Source organism: Desulfotalea psychrophila LSv54 (assembly GCF_000025945.1).
In the GTDB taxonomy this organism is placed as follows: Bacteria; Desulfobacterota; Desulfobulbia; order Desulfobulbales; family Desulfocapsaceae; genus Desulfotalea; species Desulfotalea psychrophila.
The window spans coordinates 3,249,614-3,273,239 of record NC_006138.1 but is presented as its reverse complement, the minus strand read 5'-3'; the positions used below and the strand labels follow the sequence as shown (position 1 = coordinate 3,273,239).

The following is a 23,626-nucleotide window of genomic DNA, read 5'->3' as shown; positions in this document are numbered from 1 at the left end:
TTATTGTGGATATGAAAAAGATAAAAACAGGCATATTGAGGTTTGTGCGTTCTCGAAAAAAAGAGAAGGGGGATCCCTTTGCCTTTAGCTTTTCTTTTAACAATAATCGTTTGACCTCCACCAAGAGGACGATTTTGCAAAATATTTGTCGTGGTCTATTTGATCATTTTAGGGGGATGCTACGGATGAGGAGTTGCTCCTGTTCTGTAAAACGACAACTCTTCTCACCGATACAAAAATGTGTCGTAGGCCTTTTGACCTGTTCTCTTTTGGCGGTAATATTTTTATGCAGTGACCCTCATACCGTGGGCAGGTTGCTTGGAAAGATACCTTATTTTCGAGTGGAGGAGGTTAAATTTTCCGGCCAACATCGAATGTCATCTGCAGATTTATATCGGCAGACAGGTATTCTTCGTTATCAAAATAGCCTGTTCTCTGTGGATGCCGACGTTGTGGCAGCGAGGCTTGAAGATCTTATTTGGGTGGAGAAGGCCTCGGTTAGTTTTGATTGGCCATCGACGGTAAATATAAGAATTAAGGAGCAGGTGCCGGTTGCCCTTGTTCATACTCCGGGTGAAAAAGAAACTTTTTTTTATTTGAGTAAGTCCGGCGATATATTCTCTTCACCAAGGAGTGGAGATAGTTTAGACTTTCCCATTATAACAGGTATTCATCTGCTTGAAGATGAGGCCTTTGAGCAAGCCCTTAAAAATGTGGTGCTCTTTATGGACAAGGTCGTGCACAATAATCCAAATTTGCCAGTGCATGCTATTTCAGAAATTTATGTAGATGAACAGGGAGAGTTGACTTTGTTTCTTGTTGATTACTCCTTTCCCATCTATATTGGAAGTACAAGCGTTGGAAAAGCGTATAAATACTTAGTGAGAATTTTGGCAGACATTTATAATCATCCGCGCAGAAACTCAATTGCAAAAATAGGCTATATACAGCTGGATTATATGAAAGACCGTGTTTTGGTCGCAGAGAGTGAATCGAGTTGAGACAAATGAGAGAAAAAAAAGAGAATATATCCCTAGAGGCTGAACCTGAAATGGCTGAGCAGCAGGAGAGTTTCGGGGAGTTGGAGATTAAAAAGAGAGAGACTCATCCGTCCGAGATAAGAGAAGATCGGGATCTGGGTGAAATTGTTATTGGCCTTGATATAGGCACAACAAAAATATGTTGTGTTGTCGGTGAGTTGCTAGATGATTCTCTGTATATTCTTGGGGTTGGAACGGTGCCCTCTTCGGGCTTGAAAAAAGGTGTTGTCTATAATATTGAAAGCACCGTTCAATCTATTCAAAAGGCTCTGAGGCTTGCTGAAGAATCTTCAGACTATGAGCTGAAAAATGTTCCTGCCTATGTTGGTATTGCCGGGGATCATATAAAGGGTTTCAACAGCCCGGGTATTGTTGCTATTAATGATCGTGAGATTAAAAAGTCTGATTTAGAGGCGGTTCGTAGGGCTGCTCAGACGGTAAAAATTTCCCAAAATCAGAATATAATCCATGTACTGCCCCAGGAGTATATGGTGGATGATAATGTTGGTATTCAAAATCCCGTGGGGATGACCGGAGTGCGGTTGGCGACAAATGTGCATATTGTGACTGCTGATGTCGGTGCTATTCATAACCTTGTTACCTGTTGCGAGAAGGCGGGGGTGAAGGTGGCAAGCTTGGTTCTGGAATCCGTGGCCTCTGCCCATGCCGTCCTTACCCGTGAGGAAAAAGAGAATGGGGTTGCCCTCGTTGATATTGGGGGGGGAACCACTGACACTGCAGTTTTTCATGGGGGAACTGTTCGTCAGACCAGCCAGATAAATTTTGGTGGCCATAATCTTACCAATGATATTTCTGTTGGTCTCTTGACCTCCCTAGGGGATGCTGAGTGGCTTAAAGAAAATTACGGTGGCGCTATAGCCTCTGTTGTAAAATCGAATTATGTTGTCGAAGTACCTAAGCGTGGCGATAAAAATCCTGTGAAAACACCTCAAAAATTTTTGGTTGAAATACTTGAGGCGCGGACGAAAGAGATCTTGGAGATGGTCGACGAGGCGCTTATAGAGTCTGGGCAGAAGACGAATATTGGTCATGGCATTGTCCTTACAGGGGGAACTGCCCTCTTGCCTAATATTGCCGACCTTGCCGAACAAATTTTTGATTTACCTGTGCGTGTAGGCTATCCAGAAGGCCTTACAGGTCGTGTTGAAAATGTTTATACACCCCGTTGCACGACGGCCGTGGGTTTGGTTCTTTTTGGTCGGGAAGAGCATCAGGGAAAGGGATTGGTTGATCATTCAGTTTTTACTAAAATATGTCGATTTTTCAAAAATATTATGTAAAATCTAGACTTTTGTTTATAGTGCCTTTTTGCTACCATAGTATAGTTATAATAACATTAGATGAAAGATTTTTGCAGTATAACAGCAAGAGTAATAATGAGATGGGGAGGAGAACATGGCGTTCAGAATTGCTGAGCAGACAGGTATTGCTGTTATCAAGGTTTTTGGCGTTGGTGGTGGTGGTGGTAATGCCATTAACAGTATGGTGCGCAATGGTTTGCAGGGGGTGCAGTTTATCTCGGTCAATACCGATTTGCAAGCACTTCAGGAATCGATGGCAGATGTCGTGTTGCAGATGGGTCCTGGTATTACTAAAGGGCTTGGCGCCGGTGCTGATCCTGAAACAGGTAAACTTGCCGCTCTTGAATCACTCGAAGATTTGAAGGCTGCCGTTGAGGGATGCGACATGGTTTTTGTGGCAGCAGGCCTTGGTGGTGGAACAGGGACAGGGGCCGCTCCTGTAATTGCTAAGATAGCAAAGGAAGCGGGTGCTCTTACCGTGGCTGTGGTTACCAAACCCTTCAGCTTTGAGGGTAAGGTGCGGGCAAGGCATGCCGAGCAGGGTTGGCAGGAATTGCGCGCCAATGTGGATACCATTATCACTGTTCCCAATGATCGACTCCTTTCTCTTGGGCAAAAAACGAGTAAGTTGGCGGATATGCTGCTTATGGCAGATACCGTCTTACTTCAGGCAGTAAGGGGTATTTCAAATCTCATTAACGTACCTGGTCTTATTAATGCTGATTTTGCGGATCTTCGTACCGTTATGAAGGAAGTGGGCCCTGCCATTATGGGAGTGGGTAGTGCAAGTGGTGAGAATCGTGCTATCGATGCTGCCCGTATAGCCATTGATAATCAACTGCTTGAGGATGTTGGGGTGGATGGCGCTCGAGGGGTTTTGATTAACGTTTCAGCCTCTTCAGAATCCTTAACTCTGGAAGAGTTAAATGAGGTTTCTCTTCTTATTCAAGAGAAGGTTGATGAGGATGCGGTTATTGTGGTTGGTGCCCTCTATGATGATGAGCTTGGCGATGAAATTCGGGTGACTGTTGTTGCCACCGGTGTTGGTGGAGTGCTTGCCTGTAAGGAAGTTGTGGCTAAGCCTAGAGTCCTTAACCGGGCAGAAACCTCGGGTAAAACACCAGGGTTGAATTTGGTTCCCCCCGGTCCTGAAGCGGTTACCCATGGCTCACCTGCCCCTAAAAATGTTCAGCATCGAGCGACCAAATTGCCACGTTCCAGTTTTGATTCATTGGAAAATCTTGGTATTTCCGGTGGAAGTGGTCAGGCAGGCAATGCGAGTTCTGCTACCAGTGGCACTAAGAGGGATTTGGAGTTGTTAGAGACTCCCACCTATTTGCGAAAAAATGCCAATTAGATGTATCCCTGTAAAATATTTTTATCTGGAGAAGTACAATAAAAAAAAAGAAAAACCAGCAGAGTCGATCCCGGGGAGTTCATGCTCATCGCCAGGAACTTTTGGCAGGAGAACGCGGCAGCTATTTGAAAAAATGGACCGGCCGTAAGCCCGTTGCTTTGCTGTATCCCAATGTCTATAGGGTTGGCATGTCCAGCCTTGGTTTTCAGCTTGTCTATAATATGCTCAATGAGCAAGAAGATTTAGTTTGTGAACGTTTCTTTTTGCCGGAAGAGGGTGGTAGCTTGACTTCTATGGAGTCGGGCCGACCTCTGAGCGATTTTTCCCTAGTTTATATATCCATTAGTTTTGAGCATGATTATATCAATCTCGTTCGGATGCTTATGGCTGGGGGGATTCATCCTCTTGCCGACAGGCGTCCCGTCGAGGTTGGTCCAGGTTCTCCTCTGGTGATTTGTGGCGGGGTTATCAGTTTTATGAACCCTGAGCCCATCGCTCCCTTTATCGATATGTTTTATGTGGGAGAGGCGGAAGAATCACTGGTTGAGGTTAATGCCGAAATCTTTGCCTCCATCGCCTTGGGGCGGGGTGATCTGCTCAAAAAGGTATGCACCGAGTATGATGGTTGTTATGGCCCGCGTTTTTATCACCCATTTTATGGAGATGATGGCAGACAGGCCGGCTACGATGTCGATGAAGGTCTGCCTCGCCGGATAAAAAAGCTGACCCTGTACCACAGTGATCGTGCGGCCCATTCACAACTTCTCACCAAGGAGGCGGAATTTTCAGATCTTTATCTGACAGAACTTGGACGGGGTTGTTCCCGTGGCTGTCGTTTTTGTACTGCAGGATTTATCTATCGTCCGCCACGCCTGTGGGATGCAGATGCAGTGGTTGCAGGGCTCAAGGAACGTTTTGACGGGGTGGAGCGTGTGGGCTTGCTTGGAATGGAGATGGCTGCTACTAAGGATCTTGATGCCATAGCGGAATATCTTCTTGGCAGTGGTTGTTCCCTCTCCTTCTCCTCCCTACGAGCCGATAGGATCACTTCAGATCTGTTGGATCTCCTTGGTAAGAGTCATCTTAAGAGTGTGGCTATTGCCCCGGATGGTTCATCGGAGCGTCTGCGTCTGGTCATTAATAAGGGCCTTAAAGAGTCTGATCTGCTCAGTGCTGCGGAAAATTTGGTTTCAGCAGGTATCTTTAAGCTTAAGCTTTATTTGATGGTTGGTTTGCCGACGGAGACGGAAGAGGATCTGCAGGAGGCAGTTGACCTTGTGGGTAAGATAAAGGCCAGGATTGATCCCATTGGTAAATCTCGTGGTCATCTCTGTGATATTGTTGTCTCTGCTAACTCCTTTGCACCTAAACCCTGGACACCCTTTCAGTATCATGGCTTTGGTGTGAGCGAGAGGCTTTTTCCGGGTGAGTCTGTATCCGCCCAACGGGTGGTCAAGACATTAAAGGAGCGGCTAAAATTTTTGAAAACGGGATTTGCTCAGTATGACAATGTGTCAATGAACTCTGATAAACCGGAGCATGTGCTTTTTCAGGCCCTGCTTTCCCGTGGCGATAGAAGGATTGCTGATGTCTTACTTTCCATGATTACAGAGGGCTGTAACTGGAAGCAGGCAATGAAACGGCATGGTCTGCAGACCGAGGACTATATTATATCCTGCTATGATGATAAAAGCTTTTTGCCCTGGTCCATCATTGACCATGGAATCGCCCCTGAATATCTGTGGCACGAATACCTGAAATCTTTTAAGTCCCTGCAGACGGCTGCCTGTCTTGTGGGAAGCTGTCGGAAATGTGGGGTGTGTGGTGAAGGAAAAAACTAAATCAGAGCAAAAGGTTGATGCTGTCCGGAAACAAAAAATTGATGCAGGAGCACAACCGTTTAAGCTTGTAAAGTTTTTTTCTTTTTCCAGTCTTGTTGTTATCCTGGTCTTTACCCTTCTTCTCTCCTGGTTTCAGTCGAAATATTCCCAGAAGGTTATGTTTGAGCAGAGTGAAGCCCATACTCTGCTCCTTGCTGAGAGTATAAATCAGCAGGTTTTTCACCGTTTTGTTCTGCCTACGGTGATTCGTTATGGCAAAATTTCTCTGCGGGAGCCGGAGCAGTATACGCTTATTAATCGAATTATTACTGGACTGATTCATGGAATGGATATTGATTCCGTGAAGATCTATGATTCGAGTAAGAATGTTATCTCTTACTCAACAAATAGTGAAATTATAGGACAAGAGGACCAGGGTGGTAAAGGCTATACTCTTGCCCTCACAGGGGAGACAAGCTCCAAGCTCATCTATGGGGGATCCTTCTCGAATTTGGTTGGTGTTGGTAAGTCCATTTCCTGTAGTTTAACCACCTATATTCCCTTTCGCCAGGTTGGTAAGAGCGGGGAGAGTGATGGCGAGATTCTCGGGGTTATCGAGATAGACAAGGACCTCACCAAGGAGTACAGCAAAATACTCCTCCTTCAGGTGAAACTTCTGCTTGGGTCAAGTGTGGTGATGGCGGTACTTTTTTTAGTACTACGGTCTATTGTTGCCAGAGCTGATAAGATAATGGAGGCGAAGACTCTGGAGAGACTTCGTCTTGAAGATAAGCTTAATCAGGCAGAGCGTCTTGTTCATCTTGGCACCATGGTGGCGACGGTCTCCCATGAAATTAAGAGTCCTTTAGGTATTGTTCGAAGCACTGCGGAACTTTTGCAAAAACGGATAAAAAAAATTGCTCCCGGAAACGAGATGTTGGCTGGAATTATCATAGATGAAACGACTCGTCTTAATGATATTGTTATTGAATTCCTTGATTTTGCCAGACCGCAGAAGATGAATTTTGTGGTGGCTACCGTTGATGAGATTATTACTAAGGTGCTCACCTTTGTTACCCCTCAGTTAAAGGCGCAGGGGGTTAAGCTTGTCACCGATTTTGCCCCGGATCTTCGTGCAACTATGCTTGATCAGGATGCCTTTTACCGGGCCCTTCTCAATATTGTTATGAATGCCCTGCAGGCCATGGAAGAGGGTGGGGAGTTGCAGATAACAACTGCTAACCTGGATGATGGTGCGGTACTTCTCAGGGTTCGGGATACGGGTCGTGGTATCAGTGAAGAGAATCAGGCCCAGATTTTTAATCCTTTTTTTACCGACAGACACAAGGGAACTGGTTTAGGTCTTGCTATTACATCCAATATTATTGAAACCCATGGCGGTACTGTGACGGTTACCAGTGAACCTGGTCTGGGCAGTTGTTTTGCCATAAAGCTACCACGGTTGGCTTAAGTATTGAAAATGAATTTATACTGTGAGCTCACCTCATGGCGATGAGTTTATTTAGGGGATAAATTGTTTGTATGCTGTTGTTGGCCGGTGCCTTTAGGGCCTGGGCAATGATGCTTGTTAGCATAGGAATTATTATTAAAATACTCTTGGAGAAAAGAATGGGAGAACGTATCGTCATTATTGGTGGTGTTGCTGCTGGCCCTAAAGCTGCCTGTCGCATTAAGCGTCTGTCGCCTAGAGCGGAGGTTGTTGTTATTGATCAGGATGCGCTTATTTCCTATGGCGGTTGCGGTATCCCATATTATGTCTCTGGTGATGTAGCGGATGAGAAGGAGCTTCGTTCAACAAGTTTTCATATGTTACGGGATGAGTTCTTTTTTGATAAGGCGAAGAGGGTTACGGCAATGACCTCAACCCGAGCTATTTCTATTGATCGGGCAGAGAAAACCGTCTTGTTGCAAGATGTAAAGACGGGCGCAGAGGAGACAGTCTCCTACGATAAGTTACTGCTTGCCACGGGTAGTCAGCCCTTTATCCTCCCTATTCCCGGGGTAGACCTTGATGGGGTCTTTACCGTCACTGATATGCATAAGGCCATTGAGATAAAGGCAAGAATTGCCAAGGGACAGGTGGGTAAAGCTGTTGTTATCGGTGGTGGTGCCATTGGTATTGAGATGGCTGAAGCCCTTAAGGATCTTTGGGGTGTTGAAACTTCTCTGGTGGAGTTCCAAAAACAACTTTTACCCAATATCCTCGATTGGCCCATGGCAGCTATGCTTGCCCAGCATATGGATGACAAGGATGTTCACCTGTATCTTGGCGAGAGTGCGGCTGAGATAGTAGCAGGTGATGCTGACCATGTGGCTGGGGTCCGTCTCAGTTCCGGTAAGACGCTTGACTGCGATATGGTTATCATGGCGACGGGTGTTCGTCCTCGTTCAGAGCTTGCCAAAGAGGCCGGACTGCACGTTTCCAGTAAGGGTGGCATCGTGGTTAATGAGAGGATGCAGACCTCTGATCCTACAATTTATGCAGCAGGTGATTGTGTAGAAATTCCTCATCTGGTATCAGGTCGTTCTTTTTATGCCCCTCTGGGTAGTCTTGCCAATAAAGAGGGACGAGTTGCAGCTGATAATATTGTTGGCATTCCCACGATTTTCAAGGGTGCCATTGGTAGTTTTATCTTAAAGGCCTTTGATTTTTCGGCTGCATCAACGGGATTGAGCCTTGAGTCCGCCCTGGCAGAAGGTTTTGATGCCGATGTCTCCCTGACTAGCTCATCCGATAGAGCTCATTTCTTTCCGACCCAACAGGTGCTCTGCCTGCAGCTTGTCTTTGATAGAAGAACCCGAAGGGTGCTTGGCCTTCAGGGCATTGGTGGCGCCAGTGATGCCCTCCTTGCCCGTATAGATGCTGCTGCTGTTGCCATTACGGCAGGTGCTACGGTGGATGATTTTGGTAATATTGAAATGGCCTATGCCCCGCCATTTTCAACAGCCATTGATGCGATTAATGCTGCGGGATATGTGGCCGAGAATCTTATAGATGGACGTATGCGGCAAATGCGTTTGGAGCTATTTTATGCCTGGATGGAGAATGTGACAAGTCAGCCCGATTGGTTGGTGCTTGATGTCCGTCATCCAAAGCAGGCAAAGCCTTTTATGGAAAAATATGGTGATCTCTGGTTGAACTTGCCCTATGAGCAGGTACGGGATAGATATGCGGAGTTGCCCACCGATAAAACATTGGTGATCTTTTGTAACGCAGGATCCAGGTCATTTGAAATACAGAGACTTTTAGATTCTGTTGGCCTGGAGAATAATATTGTTCTGGCAGGTGGTTATAATTTTATTAAACGGATGGGAGCTGACTGGTTACCGGTCTAAGGTCTATTCGTTGTCTAAGGTTGGCGCGTTGAGACCAGCTTTTTAAGGAGATGCAGTGGGATTTGATGTAAAGCATATGCTAGAAGAGTTGGTGGAAAATGTTAGAACAGGCGATGCCTTAAAGGCGCGTCTTGTTTTGGCTTATATTGATAGAGTTGATTCTCCAACTCAGGGAAAGTTGCTCTATATACTTTCTCGTGCTGAAATAGAGTTTCAAGTGCCCCTTCTTGTGTACCTTTTGACAGAGCATGGCCATGTTGACATGAAAGGTGGGGTTGTCCGTAGCACTCTTTTCTCCTGTTTTATGGCCTTTCCTGAAAAGTTATCGGGTTTTTTGGAATCGTCTGTAATCGCCGATAAGATAGAGTTAATACGTATTGCCGGAGAACTTAAAACTCTGGAGACGGTGCCTGCCCTTCTGGGCTTGATTAATAAAACTGAAAATGTTGCTGAGATCGCCTGCATCATAGGGACACTGGGAAAAATTGCCGATACTCGTGCTGTCCCTGTGTTGACAGACTATCTCTATTCGGCAAGTCAGGAGCTTGTCATGGCAGCGATTCATTCGCTCGGCAGGATTGGCGGTCCTGAGGCCGTAGATGGACTGGGTCGCAGGATGGATAGTGATACCGAGATAGATCTCGCTATTCTCTCGATTTTTGTCACCCTGCAGGATCAAAAATCAATAGAGTGTCTCTGTCAGGCCCTTCGTTCCCGTGAGGCATATTTACGTACTTTCGCCAAACAGAAGCTTATTGATATAGGGGGGAAATCTGTTTCAGCCCTTATTTCTCAACTAGCGGATGGTGATTCGGATTTTATTGTTCATGTTCTCAACGTATTGGGTGATCTGGGTGATGGTCAGGCCGTGTCGCCGATTCGGCAGCTGCTCTCTCATCTGCCAGCTGACCCTAACGTGCGTTTTGCCGCCTATGAGGCTCTTGCCCTTCTCCCCATGGACAAATCTGCCTATAGCCTGACGGAAGGACTCAGTGATGGTGAGGAACATGTTTGCCTGGCAGCTGCCAGGGCAATTGAAAAAAATTATTCTCCCTTCTTTGTGGTCGGTATAAAAAATCTGTTACGTGGGTCTCTGGAGGATGCCTCTCGTATTGTCCGGGCTATTATATCTGCTGAAGTTGACCGCCTTTTTTTGGCTCTTGTGGTTGATGAAATCTTTTGGCGCATTGCTATAGGGTATTTGCCAGAGAGTCATCTTGATATAAGAGAGCGTTATCGTGGTCTTCTCTTGGGAATAGGCAGGGATGATTTAGCCCAGCAGGTGCTTGGCGGAGTGGACAGTCTGGTTCGGCAGAAGGTTGTGGCTGTTGATGATTCGAGGATGGTTCTTAAGATTTACAAATCAACCCTTCATGAATTGGGCTATGAACCTGTTCTCTTTGAGTTTCCTGAAGCTGCTCTGCAGTGGTTGGAGAAAGAAGAAAAACCGTTTATGGTGCTTACTGATTTGAATATGCCTCTTGTCACCGGGGTTCAACTCACCGAGAGGCTTCGGGAAAAATATTCTCGGGATGTTCTTCCTGTATTGATGGTCACCACCCAAGATGAACAGAATGATAACCAGTTGGCAAGAGAGGCGGGGGTGAATGGCATACTACGTAAGCCATTTACCGCAAAGACCTTGAAAGTTGCCATGGAAACTGCCTGTGGAGTTGTCTAGGTAGGGAATCTGTCGAAGTAGCGGCCAACATCTTTCGGGCTATGGGCGTCGGATCCTGCTACAAAGAGGACGCCCATTTCCTGGGCAATAGCTATGATGCTGTGGGCAGGAAAGCATTCGTTGCGGTAATCAAATCCAGAGGTGTTTATTTCAAGGGCAATGCCTTTCCTCTGGATGATGGCTAATAGTTGCCTGACCTTTGCCAAGTGGTGTTTGGCAAAGCTAATTTCAGGGATATGGCGTAGGGCGGCATCTAGATGACAGACGGCATGGACGGGAAAAATCTCTACCGCCTTTATCAGCCCATCGAGATATTGTTCTGCTATCTTATGTGGACTTCGCTGGCGTACCCTGAGACTGTGTTCTGGCCTGCTGCTCAAGAGATTGATATGCGGTTCATTTTTTACGGGGAGAAAGTGGTATGAAAGGCCAATCTTATCCCATGCTCTTGTTGATAATCGATGCAGAATTTTTTCGGTGCAAGCAGGATTATATCCTACTTCAACGCCGATTTTTACCGCTATTTGGCCACGATACTTCTCCTGTAGCCTCTTACCCTCTGCAAAATAGAGATCAAACTCATCTTCACTGAGCCAGGTGGTCCGAGAGGTAATGATGCCCTCCTCCATGTGTTCAAGAAAGATTATTTCACGCAGGCCACGTTGGAGGCCCTCTTGGACATAATCTTCCATCTCTCCTGTTGCATGTCGACACCATTTGGTATGAACATGTCCGTCGGAACGACTGTCTACAATAAGAGGTCTTGGTAAAGTTTTAAACATGGGAGGAGTTAGGCGTTTCCTCTGGGGAAAAAATGGATAGTACCGTCTATGGCAGAGGTGTCGCAGATATGACCAACTTCAAGCTCCAGATCTACGTAGGCTTCAATCCCACTTATACTTAGAGAAAGTGCCGGACCGTCGGGGAGATGGTAGATGACTGTATCGGCATCACTTAAATCAACTGGGGCAGAGAACAATTTCATATAAAAAATCCTTTACTACATGGGCCTTGGTTGAAGGAAAATCTTTATTATATTAACACGTAACAACGTTTGAGATATACGCATATTTAGACAAAACTGCAACAGTTAAGATAGGCAATTGGGGGCCAAGCGGAATTTGCCTGGACTTATCAAGAGTTTCTCCTGACAAAAAAAGTCGGTTCTTAATTGAGTTTGACAGTTTTGCCTAGGCCGTTTACTATGAACGTCTTCCCAATGAAATTCACTCTACTTTTCTAAGGGGTAGAGACAATTATATTTTTTTACCAGAGGTGATGTCTTATGAGTAATGAGCAGAGAAGTGGTAAAGAGAAGACGATTTTTGGCAAGGAGAAAAACCCTTCGGCGATTCTCCCTCAGAAGCTAACCCTTGACAGCAAAATTAAATTTCGCTGTCATCCCGGGGTTAAGTGCTTTACAGCTTGTTGTCGTGGAATTAAGATTGTTTTGACCCCCTATGATATCCTTCAGTTGATAAAACGCCTGGATATCCCCGCTCATGAATTCTTGCACACCTATACCCAGCCAACTTATCTGGAAAAAACAGATATGCCTGGCGTTATGATTAAGCTGAACGATGAAGACGAGCATAAATGTCCCTTTGTAACTCCTGAGGGTTGCACCGTATATGAGGATCGTCCTTCGGCATGTCGTTATTATCCCGTTGGTATGGCAGATTTTCACGAGGGTGGAAGCCGTGATGCCGATGGTAATGAGACCCTGGGGGATGAGGATAAGTTTTTCTTTATGGTTAAGGAAGATCATTGCAAGGGCTTTGAGGAAGATAAGGAGTGGACCGTTCGTGAGTGGCGGGCAGATCAGGGTGTTGATGTTCGGGATGAAATGAATAAGGAGTGGTTGCGTCTTATTATGCGTCGTAAGTCCTATGGTGTGCAGGCAACTCTTTCAGAGCAGGCTAAGAGAATGTTCTTTATGGCCTCAACGGATCTTGCCCATTTTAGACGTTTTATCTTTGAGAGTAGCTTTCTTGATACCTATGAGGTAGACGAGGAAACCCTAGCCAAGGTAAAAGAGGACGATGTGGAGCTCATGTTCTTCTCCTTTAAATTTCTTGCAGCGACTCTCTTTGGCGCCCAGACAATGACCATCAAGCCGGCCAAGGTTGAGGCTAAAATTGAGCAGATAAAACAGCGTCAGGACGAGTCTGTACTCAACTCCGTTCGTGAGTATGAAGAACTTATGGCTGCTCGGGATTAAGCGTTTGTAAGCTTTGTGCTGTAGTTGTCTTTAGCTGGATAAAAAAAGGGGCCGTGGAAAATTTTCCACGGCCCCTTTTTTGTTCTATGCCCCTGGAGACCAGGGACATATCTTTCAGTGTGAGTAGTGACTACTCTGCTGTTTCTGGCTCAAGTGCCGCAGCACGACCCTTGAGGAACTTCCATGCCTTGTGGTTATCCTTATCAGCGAGTTCCATAAGGGCATCCGCTTCAGTAGGGTTAGCCCGCTTGAGCATGCGGTAACGGTTCTCGTTCAGTGCATAGTCTGCAAAGGCGATGCTAGGCTCTTTACTGGAGATCTTAAAAGGATTTTTGCCTGCCTCTTCAAGATCAGGGTTGTAGGTGTAGAGAGGCCAGTGACCACATTCTACAGCCTTCTTCTGTTGATCCATACCCTTTTGCATATTGATACCGTGGTTAATGCAGTGTGAGTAGGCGATGATCAGAGATGGTCCGTCATATGCCTCAGCCTCAGCAATTGCTCTAACGGCCTGGGCAGGGTTTGCGCCAATTGCAATTTTAGCAATAAATACATTGCCGTAGGTGGAGAAGATCATGCCGATATCTTTCTTGGCTCTCTTCTTGCCGCCCGCTGCAAACTGAGCAGTTGCTGCCCGTGGGGTAGATTTGGACATCTGACCACCGGTATTGGAGTATACCTCGGTGTCAAGGAGAAGAACGTTGACGTTCTCGCCGGAGGCAAGTACGTGATCGAGTCCGCCATAACCGATATCATATGCCCAACCGTCACCACCAATGATCCAAACAGATTTCTTAGTGAGGTAGTCAGCGATGGAGAGGAGACGTTTTGCGGTCATTCCCTGGGCGCCCTTAAGAAGCTCTTTGAGCTCTTCAACACGAGCGCGTTGCTCTTCGATAGCGGTTTGGTTGCTTTGATCAGCATCAATCACACTTTCGGCGAAGGCACCGTCTATCACACTTTCTTCTACTGCCAGTTTAAGCAATTCGGTTGCCTGCTCGGCAAGCTTATTTGCCGTGAAGCGCATACCGATACCAAATTCAGCATTATCTTCGAAGAGAGAGCTTGACCATGCTGGGCCACGACCATCTTTGCGTTTTGCATATGGTGTGGTTGGCAGGTTACCACCGTAAATAGAAGAACAACCTGTGGCATTGGCCACAAGCATTCTGTCACCAAAGAGTTGGGTAACAAGTTTTACGTATGGAGTCTCGCCACAACCAGCACATGCACCGGAGAACTCAAAGAGAGGACGGAGCAACTGGCTTCCCTTGACGGTTGCAGGGTTGATGTCTGCAGGATTGACCTCAGGAAGGTCAAGGAAGTATTGAACCTCAGGACGATTAACAACAGCGAGCTCTTCGCTGTTTTTGATCATCTTCAACGCTTTGGTTTTGGCAGGACAGGCGTCTACACAGAGGGTACAACCACAGCAGTCTTCGGTGAAAACCTGAAGAACAAATTTGGAACCCTTGAAGTTTTTACCAACGGCATCAAGAGATTTCACACCTGCTGGGGCATTGTCAAGATTTTGTGCAACCTTGATGCGGATAGCAGCATGAGGACAGACAAGGGAACATTGACCACATTGGATACAGTTCTCTGAAAGCCATTCAGGAACATTAACACCGATATTACGTTTCTCGTATTGGGTGGTGGCTGTAGGCCAGGTACCGTCGTTAGGCATCTCGGAAACTTTTACCTGATCGCCCTTACCCTGAGCAATTTTAGCGGTAACATTTTGTACGAATGCAGGAGCGTCTCCTGCCATAACTGGCGGCAGATCGTGTCCGTCGGTGTTGGTCCCAAGGGCTACTTCAACGATGTTTTCTACAGCACCGTCAACGGCATCGTAGTTCATCTGAACAACCTTGTCGCCTTTTTTGCCGTAGGTTTTGTAGATTGCCTTCTTGATTGCTGCAATAGCTTCATCTTTCTCAAGAATTCCAGAGATAAGGAAGAAGGCAGTTTGCATGATCATGTTGATGCGGGCACCAAGACCAAGCTCCTGGCCAAGGCTTACTGCATCAATGATGAAGAATTTGGCATTTTTGGCAATAAGATCTTTTTGTACCTGTTTTGGCAGGTGATTCCAGATCTCGTCTTTGCTGTGTCCGGTGGTAAGAAGGAAGATTCCGCCATCGGCCAAGTTACCCACCATGTCATACTGTTCCAAAAATGTTGGATTGTGACAGGCGATAAAGTTTGCCTTCTCAATAAGGTATGGGGCAGTAATTGGGTTTTTGCCGAAACGAAGATGACTGGTGGTGATGGAGCCAGATTTCTTGGAATCGTAAACAAAGTACCCTTGGGCATAGTTGTCGGTTTCTGTACCAATGATCTTGATGGTGTTTTTGTTAGCACCTACTGTACCATCGGAACCCAAACCGTAGAACATGGCGCGGTAAACATCATCGCCTTCGATGCTGAAATCTTTATCGAAGTCAAGGCTGGTGAAGGTTACATCGTCGTTTGGTCCAACACAGAACTTGTTCTTTGGAGCCATGGCGACCATATTTTCAAATATAGCTTTAACCATGGTAGGGGTGAACTCTGCAGAACCAAGACCATAACGACCGCTGAGGATCAGTGGTGAATAGGCGCTTGGGTTTTGCTCAACCGCTTCGCTAACTGCAGCGCGTACGTCAAGATAGAGAGGCTCGCCAATGGCGCCACACTCTTTGGTTCTGTCGAGTACGGTGATGCGTTCAACGGTGCTTGGCAGGCTGTTAACCATGGCAGCAGCGTCGAATGGGCGGTAAAGACGAACGATGACCAGACCAGTTTTTCCACCTCGGGCGTTGAGGTAGTTAACGGTTGAGGCAACGGTCTCACAACCGGATCCCATCATCACAATAACATCTTCAGCGTCAGGGGCACCAAGGTAGTCAAAGAGGTGATACTGACGACCGGTAAGCTCTGCGAATTTGTCCATGGTTTCTTGAACAATTGCAGGGGTAGCGTCGTAGTATTTATTTACAGTTTCACGACCGGTGAAGTAAACATCAGGGTTTTGAGCGGTACCACGAAGCATGGGGCGATCAGGGGTGAGGGCACGATTTCTGTGGGCAAGAACCAGATCTTCGTCAACGACCTCTGATATAACTTCGTAGGGAACCTCTTCTACTTTTTGGATTTCGTGGGAGGTACGGAAACCATCGAAGAAGTGCATGAATGGGATGCGAGAACGGAGGGTAGCCTGAGTGGAGATCAGAGACATATCCATGCTTTCCTGCACATTCTGTGAGCAGAGCATAGCCCAACCAGTTTGACGGGCAGCATAGATATCACTGTGGTCGCCAAAGATGGAGAGACCTTGGTAGGCAAGGGCGCGGGCAGTTACATGAAAGACGGTAGGGATGAGCTCGCCTGCAATCTTGTACATATTAGGGATCATCAAAAGGAGTCCCTGAGAGGCAGTAAAAGTGGTACAGACAGCACCTGTGGTCAGTGATCCATGGAGAGCACCGGCAACACCACCTTCAGATTGAAGTTGGGTTACAACGGGTACAGATCCCCAGATGTTCTTTTGCTTACTAGCAGACTTGGTGTCCGCTTCAGCAGCCATTGGCGATGAAGGAGTGATGGGGTAGATTGTTATTACTTCACTTGTGGCGTAGGCAACATGAGTACAAGCCTGACAGCCGTCAATCGTAACCATTTTTCTCGACATATAAGTTCTCCTTGGGATAACAAATTGTTGTTTTTTGATGATATTTAGACGAAAAAAGAAGCGGGATCTAGCCTTTTTCTCTATATCGTCTTGTAAAACCCTATTATAGGTTGCTCTTTATAGGCTATCAATGAGGGGACTTTGAAAAAAGGTATTCTCTCTTGGTCCGTGATAACCCTGTCTTCACGTGGAAGACAGTAAAAGTATGTTTTCTAGTGAGTTATTGCTGCTTCCTGCTCAGGATTTACCTGTACAGGTGGAATTATTAGATTGTATGTACCTCCAATTGTTCTAACAGCTGTTATGAAATTTGAAGGTAGAGGTACTTCGCGTTCTTCCAGTAAGAAACCAAAATTATTTGCTTTCACCAGGACAGCTGAACTGTCTTGGCCTTCCTGGCTGTCACAGAGCGTCTGGATGCGTAGGGCATCCGTTAGGGATGGAAGCAACAGGGGAAAGTTTTCTTTAAGGGTAAGGAGTTCTTGTTCTATAATTGCCCAATTTTCTTTATGGAAGTGGACAAAGGATTCTTCTGGGTTTGGTGTACCAAAAATTTCATTGGTAATGGTACTGGTGAGGGTTATATTATGTCTTTTGCTCTTGTCAGAATAGTTGTTTGTTAAATGTGTCCGTAATTCTTTGAAAAAAATCATTTGGACCAGGGCAACGCCCTCGCGAAGAGAGACAATGAGACGAGATTTTTCTGCATCATTTTCTATTTGGCTATCTGACATGTTTCCTCTATGTTGAAGAGTTAGAGTACCATTTTAAGAGATGGGTGAGCCTTGAGAGATTCAAAAGTTGAAAGTCGCATTGCTTCACTCTCTACCTTAATACTTGCATTAAAGCTGTGGTATTTTCCTCCAGAGCTGGTATGCGAATAGGTAACTTCCAAGCTTGTGTCTGTGCAGATACTGACGATGGCGTCTTTTACCAGGGTGGCATCTTCGCCAATTACCTTATATTGCCATCTGCATGGATATTCGATTTCAGGATGTTTTTTCTTTAATTCGTCTGTATTTTGAATGAGCATATTTTTTATAGTGATGATTTTAAATCAGTTTTTTTGAAAAAGATAATTTACTGTTTTCAACAGCACTAATAACTATTGTTTTAAGGTGAGTCAAGCAAAAGGGAATCGTCTAATGAATTGAATGTTTATTTGTTGTTTTGTCGACAAAAATCGTTAATAAAATATATTGAAACTTAATAGTTAAGATGGTGATATGACATGGACCTGATGGAAAAAGTAAATTGCGTTTTTTCTGAGTCAAATAGTCAGTTGCAAGCTATTGTTAATGGCTTTTCAGGGATGCTGATATATGTCAATAAAAAGTTAGAGGTGATTTGGTCGTCAAGGGGAGGGGTCTTCCTGGCAGCAGATGGTAAAGGTGCTAATTGCTGTGATTTGCTACGAATAAATACAGAACATTGTGTCGGCTGCTCCGTTGCCAAAACTATTGTGGATGCATCTGTTGAGGTGGGTGTCAGTGCAGGTCTTTTAAGGGGTGAAGGTGGAGAGGATGAGGATGTTATTTTTGAAATAACCTCCTCGCCTGTGCAGGAAAAAGGCCATGTTGTTGGGGCAATGCTATTGGTAAACAATATTACCGAGCGTTTTCATTTAGAGAAGAGGTTGCGACAGACACAGAAAATGGAGGCCATTGGTACCCTTGCCGGTGGCGTTGCCCATGATTTTAATAATGTTCTCACTCCGATCTTGGGCTATTCAGAGATTATTCGTCTGAGGATGGAGCAGGAGGGACTACTTGATTCAGCCATGGATGGTTATCTGGGGGAGATATTGTCTGCTGCCGGAAGGGCTCAAAAGCTTGTGGAACAGATACTTACCTTTTCATGTAGTGCTGAACAGAAGATATCCTTGCAGTATGGTCAGCCTGTTATAAAGGAGGTCTCCAGACTTATGCGGACGATGTTGCCAGCGACTATCAAGATCAATCTTGATCTCGATGAAGATTGCGGACGTATCTCCATAGATCCCGTTCATCTACAGCAAATTATTGTTAATCTCTGTACAAATAGCGGCCATGCAATGGAGGGCAGGCATGGCACCTTGACCATTAGCCTGGTGAGTGAGGAGAGGGATGAGGGGGGGGAAGAGTGGTTGGAGATAATAGTTGCAGATACAGGCTGTGGTATAGAGGATGTTTTGTTGGAACGTATTTTTGAGCCGTATTTTACCACCCGCGAAAAAGAGCAGGGCACAGGGATGGGACTTGCCGTTGTTCATGGCCTGGTGCATAGTTATGGCGGGCGTCTCAGGGTGGAGAGTGAAATTGGCTGCGGCACTTCATTTCATGTCTCTTTTCCTGTTTCAGAAAAGGCGGTTTTGGTTGAACAGGTGGTGAGCCTTAGTGAGTTGCAGTGTGGCAGTGCTGATATTTTATTGGTTGATGATGATGAGCAGGTAGTGGACGTTTCTGCCGCTCTTCTCGAACGACTTGGTTATCGCGTTCTTCCCCTTACCTCTGCCCGCAAGGCCCTTGTTCTCTTTCTTCAGGATCCTAGCAGGTTTGATCTGTTAATTACAGACTTGACCATGCCGGATCTGACGGGGGTGGAGCTCTGCGGGGAGGTGAGAAAGGTGCGCCCTGATCTTCCCGTTGTTCTTTGTACAGGCTATAGCGAGAAGATTTCAGAGGCGGCCCTTGGTAAGGTAGGTATAAATCACTGCTGTTTGAAGCCTGTCTCTTTTAAAGAGCTTGCCAGGGTTGTTGCCACCGTCCTGGCTAAGGGGGAGTTTCTTTTATAAAGAACCTTGAGGCCTATAGGTTGAGCAGGTTTTTTATTGCCGTTCAGCGAGACCGTTTTTAATACTTATCTGTTCGTTGAGGGTCCATAGGTCATAGATATAACCAAGGCCGCCTAGTCCCAGAGTGAGCAGGTAGATAATGCCCGTTATCCATTTCCCCATATACATGCGATGGGCTCCTAGCAGGCCAAGGAAGGTGAGAAGGACCCAAGCAAGATTAAAATCAATGTCACCTTGGTTATAACGAATATCGGCCTCTTCGTTCATACCGGGAATGAGGAAGAGATCCACTATCCAACCAATGAAAAAAAGACCACAGGTGAAGAAGTAGATGGTGGCGGAGATTTGTCTGCCATAGTAAAAACGGTGGGCGCCCAGAAAACCAAAAATCCAGAGAATATATCCCATGGCGATGGAATGGGTTGGTTTGTGGTAGGTTTTGTGCATTATTCTCCCTTATGGAGTTTATTTTTTAGGCCTTGAACTCGTTGCCAGGCTTGATCCACTCTGGCTTCACTCAGAAGTCCCTGGTCAATGGAATTTTTTAAGCTGTCTGTTATCTTTGTCACTATTTTGGGGTCAGAGGAGATGTTGTTACCAATGATCACCATGTCGACTCCAGCACAGATAGCTCGGCAGCAGGCCTTTTCAAGGCCATAGTATTTTGTTATTGCCCCCATTTGCATATCGTCTGAAATAATCAATCCCTGGTAGTTCATCTCCTGGCGCAGGAGAGAGTCTATTATTCTTTTGGAGAGACTTGCCGGGTAGAGTGGGTCGAGATTTTTGTGGAAGAGGTGCCCCATCATGATGGCATCGATCTCTGTCCGTTGGTGGATTTTTTTGTAGGGGAGTAGCTCTTCTCTATCCCAGCTCTCAGTTATATCGACAAAGCCCCGATGCGAATCAGCGAGGGAACTGCCGTGCCCGGGGAAATGTTTAAGGCAGGAGAGAATGCCGGACTTCCTATGGGCGCTCATCCAGCTGAGTGCACACTCAATCACTGTCTGCGCGTTATCACCAAAGCTTCGCTGGTATTTGCCGATGATGGGGTTTAGGGCGGTGAGGTCAAGGTCAACTACCGGTGCGAGATTGAAGTTCACTCCAGCATCTTTGAGCATTTGACTGGTCTGCTCTGCCGCCTCCCGGCATTTTTCTAAGTCGTCCTGTTGCCCGAGCATAAGGGCGCTCGGGCTGGTGGAAAAACCGTAGGCCGACCTAAAGCGACTTACCATTCCTCCTTCCTGATCTACGGCAATAAGAAGGGGTTCTGCCGAACAGCTCTGCAGGTCGGAGGTGAGTTTTGCCATCTGCTCAGGCGATGTGATGTTGTTTTTCCTGGAACCTGTTGCCAGACATTTGTCAAAGAGAATAACTCCGCCTAGGCCATGCTCTTTGATATCGTTAACTGTAGAGCTGCACTGGCTGATTTCCTCGCCGATAAAACCTGTCATCAAGAGAGAGCCGAGTTTTTTTTCTGTTGATATAGGCATGGTCAGATTTTTGCTATTGGAGAAAAGGTTGAAGGGAATGCGCTGTTTTGCGGAAGGGGCTCTTTGGGTAGCGGCAGGATCAACCAATGGCCGAGGAGAGATTGGGCCTTTGGTTGATCTTTACGCAGCCTAGATGGTTTTAAGGGATATTTTCAGTGGAATAACATGCATTGCTGCGCTGCGTTGTTCTGTGTGTCCCAAGCTCCATTCACCACACTCAAGGCTGTCGCCCAAAAGACTACCCAAATCTTTGACCACACCGGCAATGTTCAGCAGGGGATGACGTGAAAAAACCTGTGGCAGGCCGTGGGTAAGGTTGCAGGCCAGGCAACGGCCTGGTCGCTGTTGAAGCTGAAGGGCCATCTCTAATTGGTTTTCGTTCATAGCGGCAAAGGCGAGTTGGATATCGTAGGCGCCCTCACTGGCATCGCCAAAAAGGGCGTCGAAAAATTCGTCGGCTTTTTTGGCTGGGAAAATTTTATTTAAGGCCTCAGGTGTGAAAGTGCTACTCATTTCGGTGATGTTCATATCTGATAACTTTTTATTATAATTGATTATTTTCCGTGTACCCCGGATGGGTAACATCTTGTCCTAGAGTAGGCACTATAGCTATAGGCGTTATTTTGTCAACCAAAGTTGCCAGCTCCGGTGGGACTGTGGTAAGTTGCTCGGCTATGAATATTGATAAAACAAATTTTGCAACAGCTGATCCCTCCCCCATTGATCTGAGTGGTCTGAATCCAGCCCAGCATTTGGCTGTGACCACCACCGAAGGGCCTGTTTTGGTCATTGCCGGTGCCGGAAGTGGCAAGACCCGCACCCTGATATACAGGGTAGCGCACCTCCTGGATAAGGGAGTGGCCCCGGAGTCTATCCTTCTTTTGACCTTTACCCGCAAGGCATCCCAGGAAATGGTTTGGCGTGCAGGTGAACTCCTGGGGGAAAACTGTTCCCGGGTGATGGGGGGTACATTTCACGGTGTCGCCAATATGTTACTTCGCCAATATGGCAGTCATATGGGTTGGGGCAAGGGTTTTACTATTATTGACCGGGCCGATGCAGAGGGTATCATTAATTTGCTGAAATCTTCTCTTGAGATGGGCAAGGGAGATAAGCGTTTTCCGGGAAAGCGGATCATTATTAATATAATCAGTGGATCGATTAATAAGTCTACCCCGATGGAAGAGTTGATCCATGATCAGTATGGACATCTGGCTGATCACTGCGCTGATATTTTGAGACTTGGCAGACATTATCATACCTTTAAGAGGGATAATGTCCTTATGGATTATGATGACCTGTTGGTTAACTGGAAGCTCCTGCTCCAGGAGTCGCCCGAGGTGCGTTCCATGATGTCCCATCGATTTCGTTATGTGATGGTTGATGAGTATCAGGATACCAATCTTATTCAGGCCGATATTATTCGATTGCTTGCCTCGGAACATAGCAATGTGATGGTGGTGGGGGATGATTCCCAGTCCATCTACTCCTTTCGAGGGGCAGACTTCTATAATATTATGCGTTTTCCCAAGGAGTTTCCTGGGGCCAAACTGATAAAGTTGGAGGAAAATTATCGTTCGACTCAGCCCATCCTCTCCTTGACCAATGATCTCATTGCCAATGCCTCGGAAAAATATACCAAGTCCCTCCACAGTAATATAAAAGGTGAGCAGCGGCCGATTGTTTATGGGGCTCGTGATGAGCAGGCCGAGGCAACGTTTATTCTCGCCAGGGTTCAGCAACATATTCGGGATGGGATTGACCCCTCGGAAATTGCCGTGCTCTTTCGTTCGGGCTTTCACTCCTATAAACTTGAGATTGGTCTGGGAGCAGCAGGCATTGAGTTTGAGAAACGTGGTGGGCTAAAACTTACTGAAGCCGCCCATATGAAAGATGTTCTCTCCTTTCTCCGCCTCTTGGTTAATCCCCGGGATAATCTCTCCTGGAATCGGGTTTTGCTCCAGCTTGACCGTATTGGTCCCAAGACAGCACAGAAGATTACCACAACTATTGTGCCCACCTTTGACCCCTTTCTTAGCCTGAAGAACTATCCTGCTAGTAAGGCCTCCGTGGATATTATTGCAGGTCTAGCCGATCTCTTTCGGGAGCTCCGGGTTACAGAGAGGACACCCGCGGCGCTCTATGAGTTGGTTTTGAACTACTATACACCTCTGTTTGAGCGCCTCTATAGTGATGATTATCCCAAGCGCGAGAAGGATCTTGAGCATTTTAAGGGTGTTATTGCTGGCTATGATGACTTGCAAAAATTTATCGATGATACCACCCTTGATCCGCCGGCACCCACAGCAGATAAAACCCCTGACGGTAAGCGGATGGTGCTTTCAACTATTCACTCTTCAAAGGGTCTGGAGTTTGATGCTGTCTTTGTTATGGGTCTTGCCGAGGGACGTTTTCCCCACGCTAACACTGTCGGTTTTGGCCCACAGTGGGAGGAGGAACGCCGTCTCCTCTATGTTGCCGCAACCAGAGCAAGAAAACATCTCTATTTGACCTATCCACGACAGATGATGACCCCCGATCGTCAGTTTAAGAGGGTGGGGATGTCTCCCTATTTGGTTGAGCTTAAGGATATGCTCTATGAGAGAGTGGAGGGCTCATCGACATCCTCTTTGAGCAGACCCTCCCGTTTTGCGGAGAGTAACTCTCCCCGTCCGGTGGGCATACCTGCAGGGAGGCGTTCAAGACCTGCGGGGTTGAAGAGGGCTGATTTGTCCCTTGGCACTCGGGTAAAGCATCCATTTTTTGGGGAGGGAACGGTGAAAAAAATGCCGGGTGGCCCTGCCATTGAGGTGGAGTTTGAACAGTATGGAACCAAGGCGCTCCATTTGGATTATGCAAAACTAGAGCTCGTCTAAGATAAATATAACA

The 23,626-nt window shown here is 46.4% G+C and carries 18 protein-coding genes; 10 read left to right on the top strand and 8 right to left on the bottom strand.

The window, feature by feature from the left end:
* Positions 1-11 precede the first annotated feature (11 nt).
* The 7 genes from DP_RS14670 to DP_RS14640 all read left to right on the top strand — a co-directional run bounded on the left by DP_RS14670 (position 12) and on the right by DP_RS14640 (position 10,577).
* Positions 12-1,001 (top strand): cell division protein FtsQ/DivIB, encoded by a 990-nt coding sequence (locus DP_RS14670; RefSeq protein ID WP_041278076.1) that lies wholly within the window; start codon positions 12-14, stop codon positions 999-1,001.
* The gene (gene ftsA / locus DP_RS14665; RefSeq protein WP_011190135.1) at positions 998-2,341 is read left to right on the top strand and encodes a cell division protein FtsA; all 1,344 of its coding nucleotides are present in this window, start codon (positions 998-1,000) and stop codon (positions 2,339-2,341) included. Before DP_RS14670 ends, ftsA begins: the two co-directional genes overlap by 4 nt.
* A gap of 115 nt (positions 2,342-2,456) precedes the next feature.
* Entirely contained in the window at positions 2,457-3,719 is a 1,263-nt protein-coding gene (gene ftsZ, locus DP_RS14660) for a cell division protein FtsZ (protein WP_011190134.1), read from the top strand.
* Between the two features lie 101 nt (positions 3,720-3,820).
* The gene (locus tag DP_RS14655) at positions 3,821-5,560 is read left to right on the top strand and encodes a radical SAM protein (protein ID WP_011190133.1); all 1,740 of its coding nucleotides are present in this window, start codon (positions 3,821-3,823) and stop codon (positions 5,558-5,560) included.
* Positions 5,544-7,010 (top strand): two-component system sensor histidine kinase NtrB, encoded by a 1,467-nt coding sequence (locus DP_RS14650; protein ID WP_156792326.1) that lies wholly within the window; start codon positions 5,544-5,546, stop codon positions 7,008-7,010. Before DP_RS14655 ends, DP_RS14650 begins: the two co-directional genes overlap by 17 nt.
* A 71-nt stretch (positions 7,011-7,081) precedes the next feature.
* Positions 7,082-8,896 (top strand): FAD-dependent oxidoreductase, encoded by a 1,815-nt coding sequence (locus DP_RS14645; protein WP_011190131.1) that lies wholly within the window; start codon positions 7,082-7,084, stop codon positions 8,894-8,896.
* 55 nt (positions 8,897-8,951) lie between these two features.
* Positions 8,952-10,577 (top strand): HEAT repeat domain-containing protein, encoded by a 1,626-nt coding sequence (locus DP_RS14640; RefSeq protein ID WP_011190130.1) that lies wholly within the window; start codon positions 8,952-8,954, stop codon positions 10,575-10,577.
* Here the strand turns inward: DP_RS14640 and DP_RS14635 are convergent.
* Entirely contained in the window at positions 10,574-11,359 is a 786-nt protein-coding gene (locus DP_RS14635) for a histidinol-phosphatase (protein WP_011190129.1), read from the bottom strand. The two genes, DP_RS14640 and DP_RS14635, sit on opposite strands and share 4 nt — an antisense overlap.
* A gap of 8 nt (positions 11,360-11,367) precedes the next feature.
* On the bottom strand, positions 11,368-11,562 hold the full coding sequence (locus DP_RS14630) for a hypothetical protein (RefSeq protein WP_041278075.1): 195 nt from the start codon (positions 11,560-11,562) through the stop codon (positions 11,368-11,370).
* Between the two features lie 300 nt (positions 11,563-11,862).
* Here DP_RS14630 and DP_RS14625 point away from each other — a divergent pair, with 300 nt between their 5' ends.
* A complete protein-coding gene (locus DP_RS14625) occupies positions 11,863-12,798 on the top strand; it encodes a YkgJ family cysteine cluster protein (RefSeq protein WP_011190128.1) in 936 nt (311 codons plus the stop codon).
* A 130-nt stretch (positions 12,799-12,928) separates the two neighbouring features.
* Here the strand turns inward: DP_RS14625 and nifJ are convergent, their stop codons facing one another.
* The 3 genes from nifJ to DP_RS14610 form a co-directional block, all read right to left on the bottom strand.
* Positions 12,929-16,471: a pyruvate:ferredoxin (flavodoxin) oxidoreductase gene (gene nifJ / locus DP_RS14620; RefSeq protein ID WP_011190127.1), complete on the bottom strand. Its 3,543-nt coding sequence runs from the start codon at positions 16,469-16,471 to the stop codon at positions 12,929-12,931.
* Between the two features lie 212 nt (positions 16,472-16,683).
* Entirely contained in the window at positions 16,684-17,205 is a 522-nt protein-coding gene (locus tag DP_RS14615; RefSeq protein WP_011190126.1) for a hypothetical protein, read from the bottom strand.
* 20 nt (positions 17,206-17,225) lie between these two features.
* The gene (locus tag DP_RS14610) at positions 17,226-17,504 is read right to left on the bottom strand and encodes an HP0495 family protein (RefSeq protein WP_011190125.1); all 279 of its coding nucleotides are present in this window, start codon (positions 17,502-17,504) and stop codon (positions 17,226-17,228) included.
* 207 nt (positions 17,505-17,711) lie between these two features.
* Between DP_RS14610 and DP_RS14605 the strand changes: the two genes are divergently transcribed.
* On the top strand, positions 17,712-19,244 hold the full coding sequence (locus tag DP_RS14605; RefSeq protein ID WP_162096666.1) for a hybrid sensor histidine kinase/response regulator: 1,533 nt from the start codon (positions 17,712-17,714) through the stop codon (positions 19,242-19,244).
* A 33-nt stretch (positions 19,245-19,277) separates the two neighbouring features.
* On the opposite strand, the gene DP_RS14600 is transcribed toward DP_RS14605, so the two are convergent.
* The 3 genes from DP_RS14600 to DP_RS14590 form a co-directional block, all read right to left on the bottom strand.
* Entirely contained in the window at positions 19,278-19,691 is a 414-nt protein-coding gene (locus tag DP_RS14600) for an NINE protein (protein WP_011190123.1), read from the bottom strand.
* Complete coding sequence (locus DP_RS14595; protein WP_049785120.1) at positions 19,691-20,737, bottom strand: glycoside hydrolase family 3 protein; 1,047 nt, start codon at positions 20,735-20,737, stop codon at positions 19,691-19,693. The genes DP_RS14600 and DP_RS14595 overlap by 1 nt, the downstream gene beginning before the upstream one ends.
* 129 nt (positions 20,738-20,866) lie before the next feature.
* Positions 20,867-21,265, bottom strand: a complete 399-nt coding sequence (locus DP_RS14590; protein ID WP_041278074.1) for a hypothetical protein — start codon at positions 21,263-21,265, stop codon at positions 20,867-20,869.
* A gap of 146 nt (positions 21,266-21,411) precedes the next feature.
* On the opposite strand from DP_RS14590, the gene DP_RS14585 reads away from it, so the two are divergent.
* On the top strand, positions 21,412-23,613 hold the full coding sequence (locus DP_RS14585) for an ATP-dependent helicase (RefSeq protein ID WP_011190120.1): 2,202 nt from the start codon (positions 21,412-21,414) through the stop codon (positions 23,611-23,613).
* The last annotated feature ends 13 nt before the right edge of the window (positions 23,614-23,626 follow it).